The organism is Xiashengella succiniciproducens (assembly GCF_023674465.1).
GTDB classification, from domain to species: domain Bacteria; phylum Bacteroidota; class Bacteroidia; order Bacteroidales; family Marinilabiliaceae; genus Geofilum; species Geofilum succiniciproducens.
The window spans coordinates 2,743,664-2,756,546 of the sequence record NZ_CP098400.1; the positions used below are offsets into that span (position 1 = coordinate 2,743,664).

Below are 12,883 nucleotides of genomic sequence, written 5' to 3' on the forward strand. Positions count from 1 at the left end.
CCCTGTAAAGATAACCAATAATTAGGCGGACTAACAAATGTCAATCTCTGATTTATACACAAAAATTCAAAAAAGGTTATACCTGCCTGCCTGAAAATTTCAAAAAAAATGCAGACCCCTCTTTCCTGCTCTGTGACCTTCTTGCAACTTTAACGCAGGACTTAGTATTTTGGTACATAAAACACTCACTTTTTTTTGCTTTTGTGTGTTAACCTATTGGTAACCCATAGGAGGTTAACATTTTGATGACATAAAGCGTATATTTATGGGCTGATAAAACACACCTGATGAAGAATTTTTTTGTTGCAACACTTATATATTTAATATCACTGATATTTTTCATTGCCGTAATTCCGCTCAGTGCACAGAATTATTCCGGATACAGCGACAATTCGGTACTGGCAAGCGGTCTATGGACAAAGGTTTCTGTGAATAAGAGCGGGATACACCGTATCCCGTACACAACCTTGCGGTCGTGGGGGTATGCGGATCCAACCAGAGTGGCCGTCTTTGGCCAGGGCGGGAAGATGCTTCCACGTATTAACAGTGAGTCCCGTATAGATGACCTACCTGAACTTGCCGTGTGGCACTATAATGATGCTATTTATTTCTATGCCCATGGACCGGCAACCTGGCAATGGGATTCTGAAAAGGGAATCTTTATTCATAAGTTGCACAACTGGGAAAGTGTCGCATATTATTTTATAAGCGACATAAAAACCACTCCAAGGTCAGTAACAACAACCCCAGCACAAAACCTGCAGCCTGACAGAGTGATTGAGACCTACACTTACAGGGATTTTCACGAAAGTGATAATATAAGTCTGATTAAATCAGGTAGTAAACTCTATGGTGAGAATTTCAGCGTATCAGGCACACTAGAAAGGTCATTTAGTTTTCAGATACCCAACAGAGACGAATCAGAGGATGCCTTTTTATATGCATCAGTAGTTTCACGATCCCAATCCCTTAACAGCTTTTATCTCACTGTTAATGATGCAGCCTCTCCTACCCTTACTATTACATTAGCGGCAACTGATTTATCACGTTACGACAGCTATTATGCAAGGGAAGGAGAAGGAATTGCGAGCTTTAACAATGGAGGAAGTAATCTTACTATAAAAGTCAGATTCAGTGATGAAGCCCGTAACGCATACGGATGGCTTGATTTTATCTCCATTAATGCAACTGCCAGATTGCAAATGAATGGTGACGAACTACAGTTTAGAAATCCCATGCCGGATGTACTTAATGAAGTTGCCGAATATAGAATATCAGGAACCAACTCCTCGACAGTTGTGTGGGACGTTAGTGATATAGTCTCACCTGTTCATATACCCCTTAGTCACAGCCAGGAATATTCTTCTTTCATTGCAATAGCAGATACCTTGAGGGAATATGTTGCATTCAGACCTGGAGCATCGTTGCCAGTACCAAACTTTGTAAGTACTGTAAAGAATCAAAATCTCCATGCTATACGACAAGCTCATTATGTTATAGTAGCTCCAGAGAACTTCAGATCATATGCAGAAGAACTGGCAGATATCCACAGGACTCTTGATAATCTCACTGTGGAAGTTATAAGCCCCGAACAACTGTATAATGAATTCTCATGGGGACATACAGACCCAACAGCCATTCGCTCCTTTATGAGAATGCTCTATGAAAGATCAGGAAAGGGAAATGAAAACGCGCCCCGCTACCTTCTTCTCTTTGGACAAGGTACATACAATCCGCGAAGTTCAGAAGGATCATCCAGATCACTTGTAGTAACCTATCAGTCGGAAAATTCAATTCACTATACCGAAAGCTATGTTACAGATGACTACTTTGGTTTTCTTGATGAAAATGAAGGAGCAGATGACAGGTACGACAGACTGGATATTGGTATAGGACGGATTCCTGCAGAAAACAGAGCGGAGGCTGAAATTGCTCTTAATAAAATCAAGAAGTATATATTCGAGCAGGACCCGGGAACATGGAAAAAGCTTGTGACCTTTTTGGCTGATGATGGAGACTACAATGTACATATGAGGGATGCCGACCTTCTGGCTCAAAAGATCGAAGCCAATAATCCGGAGTTTGACATACGCAAAATCTATCTCGATAATTACAGAAAGACTAGTACTACTACAGGTGAACGCTCACCTGAGGTTCATGACCTGGCTGGACGTACTGTTGCAGATGGAACTCTCCTGTTCAACTTCGTGGGACACGGAAGTGTCAACGGACTGGCTCACGAACAGGTAATCACAAAGGCAGATATTGAGAACTGGTCAAACATAAAAAGACTTGCCCTCTTTGTTACTGCAACCTGTGAGTTCAGCCGCTTTGACGACCCATCAGGAAAATCTGGAGGAGAACTACTACTGCTAAATCCCAATGGCGGTGCCATAGCCCTGCTTTCGACAACCCGACTGGTTTATTCAGGCCTAAACTTCCAGGTCAACAACTCTTTCTTCAACCATGTATTTGAAAGAGATGAAGATGGGAGCTCCCCTACCCTGGGATCAATAATCAAGAATACTAAGAACAACGCGGGCAACAGTGTTAACAAGCTCAATTTCATGCTGCTTGGAGATCCTGCTCTCAGACTAATCTATCCGCAAAATCAGGTTAAGACAGTGGCCATCAACAATAAGGCTGTAACAGAGGATCCTGACACCTTGAGAGCTTTGACACTGACACACATTAAAGGTGAGATTACAGACCTAAGAGGGGAAAAAATTGATTCATACAATGGTCATATGGACGTAGTTGTCTATGATAAGCAAAGGGAGATAACCACTCTTGGCAATGGAGGAGCAACACCATTCCGTTACAAGAACTATTCTAACGTACTTTTCAAAGGCAAAGCCACGGTAGTAAACGGGGAATTTGAGCTCAGCTTTATGGTTCCCTATGACATACGGTATAACTACGCCCCCGGGAAAATTAGTTATTATGCTTACTCCGAAGATCATGGAGAAGCTTTCGGTGCATTCAAAAACGTGATAATCGGAGGCTTTAACGAAAATGCATCCATCGATACCAAGGGTCCTGAAATAGATCTCTACCTCAACCACCCCGGCTTCAAAGCCGGGGATATGACCGGCAGCGCCCCAATCATATATGCAAGCATATTCGATGAATCAGGCATCAATACTTCGGCTAGTGGAATAGGTCACGACATTACCATTCTTCTCAACGGAGATTCATATAATCCAATTATACTCAATGAGTATTTTGTAGCGAGCCCGAACGATTTCAGATCTGGCTCAATAACCTATCAGCTTCCCAGACTTGAACCCGGCAGATACACTCTTAGTCTTAAAGCCTGGGACAACTACAATAACTCATCAATGGTTGAGACTGAGTTTGTTGTTGGCAGTGGTAACGAACTTACACTAAGGGATTTTACAATGTACCCCAATCCGGTTACTACCGGATCAACAGTAAACATCAGATTTAATACTGATGAAGCCAATGCAGCGCTTACTATACTATGTGAGGCAATCAGTTTCAATGGCAGGGTGACTGGAAGTACAAAGGTTCAAGGTCTTGTAAATGGCAACACACTAGGTCCTGTATCGATAGATCCTTATCAACTGGGAATAAGGGCTCCCGGCCTCTATCTGCTCCGCTTCAGTATTAAATCCGGTAATGGTAAGGAGACTCAGAGAATTGAAAAACTATTAATTAAATAGTAATACCTAATTACTTATATTTGCAGGCACTTTCACGGAAATCAAATTTAAGAAGGCAGGCAACAATAAAACAGGATTTTATCTGTTTTTAGAAAATACAAAATCACCTTGTTCGCATTAGTTATCCGTCATAAATTGAGCAGGAACAAGGTTAACAACAACTACTTATTATGAACTGGTTTTTAAGGGATATTACGATTGGAGCTGCGCTGATGATAACTGGTATTTCAGCCATAAACGCGCAGGATGGAAACGATTATGGAGACCTGAGCGGACAAACCAACATTATCAATACAGCCGTTCCGTTTATTGGCATAGTACCCGACTCAAGAGGCGGAGCTATGGGTAATACTGGTGTAGCCTCGTCTCCTGATGTCAACTCCCTGTACTGGAACCCGGCGAAATTCTCCTTTATTACCAGTGATTCTGAGGTTGCAATTTCATATACCCCCTGGCTTCGTAAACTAGTCAATGATATCAACCTGTATTACATTACAGGCTATAAGAGAATTGATGACCTGCAGGTAGTTGCTGCCTCCATCAGGTACTTTACTCTTGGGGAAATTACTTATAACACAGGATACGACCAGAACGGTTTTACTGTTAAGCCCAATGAATTTGCCATAGACCTTGCCTATAGCCGTCTGCTGACAGAAAAGTTATCAGGTTCTGTAGCCTTCAGGTATATCCGTTCGGATCTCAATGCAATGCAGGAGGATATGGAACCGGGCAACTCTTTTGCAGCCGATATCGCCTTCTATTATCGAGGTGAAACTGAATTGTTGGGTACTCCATCTCAAATATCAGCCGGTATTAATGTCTCGAATATAGGTAGCAAGATATCTTATGATAAGGTAAACAAGCAATATATCCCAACCAACCTAGGACTAGGGTTTTCGTTGGATACCGAACTGGATTCTTACAACAAGTTGAATGTGAATCTGGACTTTAACAAACTTCTTGTTCCGACGCCATTGGTGTCGGCAAAGACCGATTCACCAGATGATTATCAGAGCAAATACAGCAATATGTCAGTACCCAAGGCTATGTTCAAATCCTTTTCGGATGCTCCCGGTGGAATGGAGGAGGAACTTCAGGAAATCAATATTGCACTTGGTCTTGAATACTGGTATGTGGATCAATTTGCAGTCAGGGCTGGTTACTTCCACGAACACGAAAGGAAGGGTAACCGTAAGCTCTTTACTGCCGGAGTAGGACTAAAATTCAACATGATGACCCTGGATGCATCGTATATCATCCCGGTGGTTCAAAACAACCCACTGGCTAATACAGTACGTTTTACACTTGGCTTTGATCTTAGCCAACTTAGCAAGAAATAGAAGAAAATGAGCACTTGTAACTGGAGAACTGGTTTCGGCTATGACGTACACCGCCTGGCCGAAGGCTACAAACTGTGTATAGGCGGTATTGAAGTGCCCTTCGATAAAGGGTCGGTAGGACATTCAGATGGAGACGTCCTGATCCATGCAATATGCGATGCCCTCTTTGGAGCTGCCAATATGCGTGATATCGGTTTTCACTTTCCCGACAATGACCCAGCTCTCAAAGGTATAGATAGTAAGATTCTGCTTAAAAAATGTACACAGCTGATCAGGGAAGCAGGATATGAAATAGGCAATATTGATTCAACTGTTGCTCTGGAGAGACCTAAGCTTAACCCACTTATTCCTCAAATGCAGGAAGTTTTAAGCGCAGTGATGAACATCGAAGTTTCTCAGCTCTCAATAAAAGCTACTACTACCGAAAAAATGGGCTTTGTTGGTACCGGGGAAGGAATTGCGGCCTACGTAAGCGTACTTATCTACAAAAAATAGAAAAAAGGCTGTCCTATTGGACAGCCTTAGCACTTTAATGTTCTCAGAAGTTATATGGTAATATAACTAAGCCAATTTAACATTAACGGCGTTCAGACCCTTACGACCTTCTTGAAGATCGAAAGTTACCTCATCGTTTTCTCTGATTTTGTCAACCAGACCAGTTACGTGAACGAAGTATTCTTCGCCAGTTTCTTCATCCCTAATGAAACCGAAACCTTTGGTGTCATTAAAGAATTTTACAATTCCTTTGTTCATAATGTGATAATAATAATAAAATGTTGATGGGTCAAAGGTAGAGTATTTTTTAAAATATCAAGTAAAAATACAGAAAAATCAGATAAATAAATATTTATATCCAATTCATAGGCTTTGGGATAGTTATTGCATTTCTTAGCTTTGTAGAATTGAAAACCAGGTAACATGAGGAAATTTTGCACAACACTTCTGCTGGCCATTGTAATGCAGAATCTGGTAGCACAACAAGCAACATTGCTATTTTTTGGCGATATTATGGGACATAGCGGACAGATTAACAGCGCCCAACAGGCTGACGGGAGCTATGATTACGAACCGACTTTGACCTATATTGAGCGATTTATACAAAAAAAAATAAAAGATAGCTTGCTTATAACCTTGATAATGTGTATTTTAGAGGTATTAAAATAAAAAAACAACACTTCACCATTTAGGTGCACAAGACTATCTTTTATGAGTACGAAGATAACAAAAATCGGCATTACAACCAATAAAATTTCTGGTCGTGGAGGGCTCCCTTTATTTCTTCGCTACACTGAGCAAATTGGCTTATATGGGCTAATATCGCGTAATGTTTCTTCTCTGCTTACTGGAAACAGCAAAGGCTTGCAGCTTCAACAGTTTGTAAAACAGATTGTTGCATTTTTTATAGATGGCACAAATATGGCCATAAGCAGTTTTGATCAAAGTAAAAAGGATGAAGGATATGCATGTTTGCTTGAATGCAAGACCGACCAATTGGCCTCTTCTCACCAGGTCAAACGTTTTTTTGGGAAGCTGTCCGTTATTTCAAACTCGGTATTCAATAAGATACTTAATGAACTGTTTATCTGGAGGCTTCACATATCCAAACCCAAAGTTATAGAACTGGGCATTGACACCATGGTTTTGGATAATGACGATGCTGCGAAACGCGAAGGTTGCGAGGTCACTTACAAGCGTAAGAAAGGGTTTCAGCCACTTCATATATGCTGGGGCTCGTTTCTGATAGACGTGACCTTTAGAAAAGGAAGTGCTCATTCCAATCATGGATCAGATTACACCGACAGGGTACGCTCTATAGTAAATCTGATACGCAAGAGATACTCCAAAGAAGTCCCTATTGTGGTGTGCGCCGATAGTGGGTTTGCGGATCAGAAAGCGTACGAGATATTCGAGCAAGAGCTTAATATACATTACATTACAACAGGAAAATTGTACAATGATGTTACTGAATATGTAAAGGCTTTACCCATTGACACTTTGGGCAAAATCACTAAAAATAAAGCAGTCTGGCAATTTGCGGAATTTGCCAGCAAGTTGAAATCCTGGTCCAAGTTTCGTCGTTGCTTTTTTACCAGATTGCACCGGGATGATACCGGGCAGTACGTAATGGAATTTGGTAAGCCTGACAGCGTCATCTATACCAATATCGGGAACTGTCCTGTCGCTGACAAAAGGCTTCGGGCATCCGGTGGAGATGAGTGGTTTAAAGCTGATACCATCATACGAAAATCACACCAAAGAGGAGCCGACGAGTTGATACATCGTAGCATTAAAGAGCTTGCTACCAGAGAACAACTTCCTTTTAAATCCTTTGGAATGAACAGAGCCTATTATTTTATGCTGGTAGTTACACACTTTATTTTCGAAGCATACAAACAAGATGTTACCGCAGAGGTTATTCCGGTAACCGTATATCCTAATACATTCAGAAGAAAGCTTATTGATTTTGCTGTCAAGATAACCTCAAGGGCAAGGAGTATTGTCCTGAATGTCACCAGAGTAATTTATGAAACGATAAATATTGAAGAGTTATGGGAACGGTGTCAGTCACCGCCGAAAATTCAGTTTGCATAAGGCAGAACAACATACCTCAGGATTGTAAACCCGTAGTGGTAATGGGAGACTTATGTCCAGACCCATAGAAAATGCGATAAAGTTCGGTTTGAGTGAAAAACAGAACTGAATTTTCGTTGAAAAAGTACACGAAAGAAGCCTACCTCTGAGAAAATTTCCGTTTTTTTGAAATCAAGTGAGACGACGGGGGCAGGTGAAATTACGAATCGCTCAATTTAGGTTTGAAGTATATTGAGCCGGCATTCCGTTCTGCCGATATAGTTGTCGGCAATCTGGAAGTTACGCTTGCCGGACCTCCTTATACCGGTTACCCCGCCTTCTCCTCTCCCGATGCTCTGGCTTATGCATACAAGAATGCAGGTGTCAACTTCCTTGTTACGGCCAATAATCACTCATATGACCGTGGTCAAAAAGGGATGGAAAGAACCCTGGACGTAATTGAGGGTATGTATTTCAATTATACAGGAACATTCAAAGACAGTACTGATTTCAGGGAAAATAATCCCAGGATGATTGAGATTAATGGGATACGACTGGCAATACTCAACTATACCTATGGCACAAACGGCATAGTAGTGCGTCAGCCCAATATAGTAAACCATATAGTCAGGGAGGAAATAGCTGATCATATACTTGCTGCCCAAAGCCAGAAACCCGATATGATAATTGTCTGCATCCACTGGGGTGATGAGTATGCCTTGCAACCCAATGCAGCCCAACGATCTACTGCCGAGTTTCTCTTCGATCAGGGTGTCGATATCATTATTGGGTCACATCCCCATGTGGTTCAGCCCATGCATGTAACCGAAGACGAAAACGACAAGCGAAGGGTTCTCGTCTATTCACTAGGTAATTTTGTCTCAAATCAAAGGAATGAATATACAGATGGGGGTGTGATTGTTCGACTAGAAATTGAAAAAGAAGGATGCACAACTAAGGTCAAAGATGCAGAATATATGCTAACCTGGGTCTACACCCCGGTCGAGAATGGCAAAAAGAATTATTACGTACTGCCGGCCTCACTATACTCAAAGACCGGTTTGCCAGAACAACTTAGCGGGGCACAGAGCGGTATGGATAGTTATCTTTCCAAGGCCCGTGGAGTAATGAAGAACAACACAGGAATTCAGGAGATTATTGAAGAATGGCCGCTTAGATAAATGCATCAAGCTTATTATTAAGCCACATGATACCTCTACACCGTGGCTTGTGAGCACTTTAGAAGTATGATACGACATGGGGTAATATAAGCTTGCACAATCCCAGCAATTTCATGCAAAACCCTAAATCTAGATAAAACTGTCAAGGCTGTCCGGTGGGACAACCTTGACAGTTTTTGTAAGATCTCTCTGATAACAGTGTCCTTTACTGGGCACAGTATGGAGATAGTAATATTAAATCTACAGAGCCTTAGAGTCTTTCCTCGATCAGGCGAAGGGCTTTACTTATTGCAGTCTGCAATCCTGACGGATTCTTTCCACCAGCTGTTGCAAAGAACTTCTGTCCTCCACCTCCACCGTTTATCTCAGGTGAAACAGCCTTAATCAGTTCAATTGCATCAAGACCCTTTTCCACAAGTTCCTCAGAAATGATTATTGCAATCTGAGCCTTACCATCGGCTTCTACACCAAGGACAGCAGCCATACTGCTATCACATTCTGACCTTAGTTGGAAGGCAATATCCTTGACACTCTTGCTGAATATGGGCTTAAGCTGACAATGCATCAGTTTGACTCCATTAAGCACCTTGGCATCGTCGCTGATATTACGTTTCAGAGCCTGAATTACGCCTTGTTTGAAGGTCTCAACCTCCTTCATCAACTCGGCATTCTCAGATACCAGAGATTCAATTCCCTTACGCAGATCTTTCTGCTTGTGAAGAATCTCTGCAAGTTCCCTTAGTAGGTCATTCTGTGCATACATCAGCTCCTCTGCCTTTTCTCCGGCAACAGCCTCAATACGTCTTACACCTGCAGCAACTGAAGACTCGGCAACTATCTTGAACATGCCAATCTGTCCAGTAGCACTCACGTGGGTACCACCGCAAAGTTCAACCGACTCACCGAAGCGAATAGCCCTGACCACATCCCCATACTTCTCACCAAAGAGCGCCATAGCACCCATTTCCTTTGCTCTGGCAATAGGAATGGCACGGTGTTCTTCGAGAGGTAAGTTCATCCTTATCTCACGGTTTACTTCACGTTCAACCATCCTGATCTCCTCATCACTCATCTTTTGGAAGTGAGAGAAGTCAAAACGCAGATAGTCGGGATGAACTAGTGAGCCACGTTGCTCAACGTGTGTTCCCAATATCTTGCGAAGGGCTTTGTGAAGCAGGTGGGTCGCAGTGTGGTGGTTGGCAGTCATCTGACGCTTACGTACATCAACAACAGCGTTGAACCTGCCACTAACATCAGTAGGAAGCTTGGGTGCAAGGTGAACGATAAGATTGTTTTCCTTCTTTACCTCAGTAATTTCCCACCTCTCACCCTTGGCTTCTATATAACCACAGTCTCCAACCTGACCACCACTTTCTGCATAGAAAGGAGTAATATTGAAGACTATCTGATAAAGCTCCTTGTTCTTTGATTTAACACGACGGTATTTGACGATTTCGACTTCTGCTTCGAGGTGATCATAACCGATAAACTCTTCGGTGTCGTCCTTTCTCAATACCACCCAGTCGTCAGTTTCTACAGCCGTTGCATTTCTTGCTCTGGCTTTCTGTGCTTCCATTTCCTTTTCAAACTCCTCATGGTTGGCTTCAAGGCCGTTTTCCCTGAGGATTAGTTCGGTAAGGTCGTATGGAAAACCAAAAGTATCGTATAGCTCGAAAATCTGTTTTCCTTCAACAGTCTTTGCCCCCTTCTGTTTCCTCTCTTCAATAATCTTATCCAGGAGTTGGATACCTGTTGCAAGTGTACGCAGGAAGGCTTCTTCCTCTTCCCTGATAACCTTCTCGATCAGATCCCTGTTGGCTGCCAGTTCGGCATAAGCCTTACCCATAACTGAGATAAGGGTCTCAACAAGCCTGCACATAAAGGGCTCCTTCATACCAAGGAAGGTATAGGCATACCTTACTGCCCTGCGAAGAATACGGCGAATTACATATCCGGCCTTGTTGTTAGAAGGCAACTGACCATCGCAGATAGCAAAAGATATTGTTCTGATGTGGTCAGCTACAACCCTCATTGCAACATCAGTTTCCCTTGCTGCACCATACTTAATTCCGGCAATATTGCTAATTTCCTGGATTATTGGTTGAAAAACATCAGTATCATAGTTTGATGTCTTACCCTGAATAGCTCTGGTAAGACGCTCAAAGCCCATTCCCGTGTCAATATGCCTTTGTGGTAATGACTCAAGTGATCCGTCAGCCTTGCGGTTATATTGGATAAATACAAGGTTCCAGATTTCAATTACCTCAGGGTTGTCCTTATTGACTAATTGTTCTCCGGGAACCACAGCTCTTGCTGCAGGGTCACGGAGATCGATATGAATCTCAGAACAGGGTCCGCATGGACCTGTATCACCCATTTCCCAGAAGTTGTCTTTTTTATTTCCGTTGACAATCCTATGAGCAGGAAGATGTTTGCTCCAATATTCGAATGCTTCACTGTCGCGTACCAGTCCTTCCTCCGCATTTCCTTCGAATACGGTAGCATAGAGACGATCAGGATCCATCTTCAACACATCAACCAGATACTCCCATGCCCAGTCAATCGCTTCATGCTTGAAATAGTCACCAAAGCTCCAGTTACCAAGCATTTCAAACATAGTATGGTGGTAGGTGTCATGACCTACCTCTTCCAGATCATTATGCTTACCTGAAACACGCAGACATTTTTGTGAATTGGCCACTCTAAGGTACTCAGCTGGCCTGTTACCCAGGAAAATATCCTTAAACTGGTTCATCCCTGCGTTGGTAAACATCAACGTTGGGTCATCCTTTACAACCATTGGGGCTGAAGGAACAATACGATGTTGTTTGGACTCAAAAAATTCCAGAAAACTCTCTCTGATCTCAGATGCTGTCATGTTATTTTAGAAAATACCAGATTAACTGATTGCTCAAATAATTGAAACCTTAATTTTATGCAGGCGTAAAAGACTCTGCTCTAACTGTCGGCACAATCATCCATTTTATTGGTCTCTCAAACACTAAAACTCAAAATATTGAGTTATTAGGGCAGGCAAAAATAAATAATCGACGAGCAAAAATAGATTAATAACCTGATTTTTGCGAGTTGATGGCAAAATTTTATATTTTAGCGACAAATTCAGTGCAGTATGTCAAAAGTAAAGTATAAATACAACCCCGAAACGCTTAGCTATGACAGAGTAGAAACAGGGTTCAAATATTATCTTGGGAAGGCTTTCTCTTTCACTGTTTCCAGTGCTTTTATGGGTTTGGTATTTTTCTTCCTTTACTCCAACATTTTTGAGAGTCCCCGTGAAATTAAGCTTGAGAGGGAGAATGTAAAACTCCTATCCCAATATGAAATAATGGCCAGTAAACTGGATCAGGCTCTTGACGTATTAGATGACATACAACAGCGCGACGAAAACGTTTACAGGGTCATCTTTGAAGCTGATTCAATACCTAATGCTATTCGTAGAGCCGGATTTGGTGGTGTAAACCGCTACCGCTACCTTGAAGATCTAGACAATGCCGAACTGGTAATCAGCACTGCCAAAAAGCTTGATGGCGTAATGAAACAGCTCTACGTCCAGTCCAGATCCTTTGATGAGATTATTGACCTTGCACAACGCAAGGAGGAGATGATAAGATGCATTCCTGCTATTCAACCGATATCCAACAAAGACCTAAAACGCACAGCTTCAGGATGGGGTATGCGTCTCGACCCGATATACAAGACGAACAAGTTTCATGAAGGACTTGACTTCTCAGCTCCAATCGGAACGGAGATTTACGTGACCGGAGATGGTGTTGTCAAGACCGTTCATAAATCTGCAATAGGATACGGCAACTACGTTGAAGTAGATCATGGCTTTGGCTATACCACTCTCTATGCCCACATGTCTGAATTCAAGGTAAGAGTGGGACAAAAGGTCAAACGTGGTGAGGTGATTGGTTTTGTCGGCAATACAGGTAAATCAACAGGCCCCCACCTTCACTATGAAGTAAGAATCAAAGGAAAAGCTGTGAATCCAACGCACTATTTTTTCCAGGACCTTACTCCTGAAGAATATGAAGAAATGATCAGAATCTCTTCCAATAGTAACAGAACCTTTGATTAAGCC

General features: G+C 42.2%; 9 protein-coding genes. 7 read left to right on the plus strand and 2 right to left on the minus strand.

Annotation, left to right across the window (positions count from 1 at the left end; genetic code table 11):
* The first annotated feature begins 287 nt into the window (after positions 1–287).
* The 3 genes from porU to ispF all read left to right on the plus strand — a co-directional run bounded on the left by porU (position 288) and on the right by ispF (position 5,521).
* Positions 288–3,686, plus strand: coding sequence for a type IX secretion system sortase PorU (porU, locus tag M9189_RS11405; RefSeq protein WP_250723358.1), 3,399 nt, complete (start codon positions 288–290; stop codon positions 3,684–3,686).
* Between the two features lie 170 nt (positions 3,687–3,856).
* A complete protein-coding gene (gene porV, locus M9189_RS11410; protein WP_250723360.1) occupies positions 3,857–5,026 on the plus strand; it encodes a type IX secretion system outer membrane channel protein PorV in 1,170 nt (389 codons plus the stop codon).
* Positions 5,027–5,032: 6 nt separating this feature from the next.
* Complete coding sequence (gene ispF, locus M9189_RS11415; RefSeq protein ID WP_250723362.1) at positions 5,033–5,521, plus strand: 2-C-methyl-D-erythritol 2,4-cyclodiphosphate synthase; 489 nt, start codon at positions 5,033–5,035, stop codon at positions 5,519–5,521.
* Positions 5,522–5,587: 66 nt separating this feature from the next.
* Here ispF and M9189_RS11420 read toward each other — a convergent pair whose 3' ends face one another.
* The gene (locus M9189_RS11420) at positions 5,588–5,779 is read right to left on the minus strand and encodes a cold-shock protein (protein WP_250723364.1); all 192 of its coding nucleotides are present in this window, start codon (positions 5,777–5,779) and stop codon (positions 5,588–5,590) included.
* 165 nt (positions 5,780–5,944) lie between these two features.
* On the opposite strand from M9189_RS11420, the gene M9189_RS11425 reads away from it, so the two are divergent.
* The 3 genes from M9189_RS11425 (at position 5,945) to M9189_RS11435 (ending at position 8,778) form a co-directional block, all read left to right on the plus strand.
* A complete protein-coding gene (locus M9189_RS11425; protein WP_250723365.1) occupies positions 5,945–6,190 on the plus strand; it encodes a hypothetical protein in 246 nt (81 codons plus the stop codon).
* A 42-nt stretch (positions 6,191–6,232) separates the two neighbouring features.
* The gene (locus tag M9189_RS11430; protein WP_250722148.1) at positions 6,233–7,618 is read left to right on the plus strand and encodes an IS1380 family transposase; all 1,386 of its coding nucleotides are present in this window, start codon (positions 6,233–6,235) and stop codon (positions 7,616–7,618) included.
* Between the two features lie 221 nt (positions 7,619–7,839).
* On the plus strand, positions 7,840–8,778 hold the full coding sequence (locus M9189_RS11435; RefSeq protein WP_250723367.1) for a CapA family protein: 939 nt from the start codon (positions 7,840–7,842) through the stop codon (positions 8,776–8,778).
* A gap of 250 nt (positions 8,779–9,028) precedes the next feature.
* Here the strand turns inward: M9189_RS11435 and alaS are convergent, their stop codons facing one another.
* Positions 9,029–11,656, minus strand: a complete 2,628-nt coding sequence (alaS, locus tag M9189_RS11440) for an alanine--tRNA ligase (RefSeq protein ID WP_250723368.1) — start codon at positions 11,654–11,656, stop codon at positions 9,029–9,031.
* A 252-nt stretch (positions 11,657–11,908) separates the two neighbouring features.
* Between alaS and M9189_RS11445 the strand changes: the two genes are divergently transcribed.
* The gene (locus tag M9189_RS11445; RefSeq protein ID WP_250723370.1) at positions 11,909–12,880 is read left to right on the plus strand and encodes a M23 family metallopeptidase; all 972 of its coding nucleotides are present in this window, start codon (positions 11,909–11,911) and stop codon (positions 12,878–12,880) included.
* Positions 12,881–12,883: the final 3 nt, after the last annotated feature.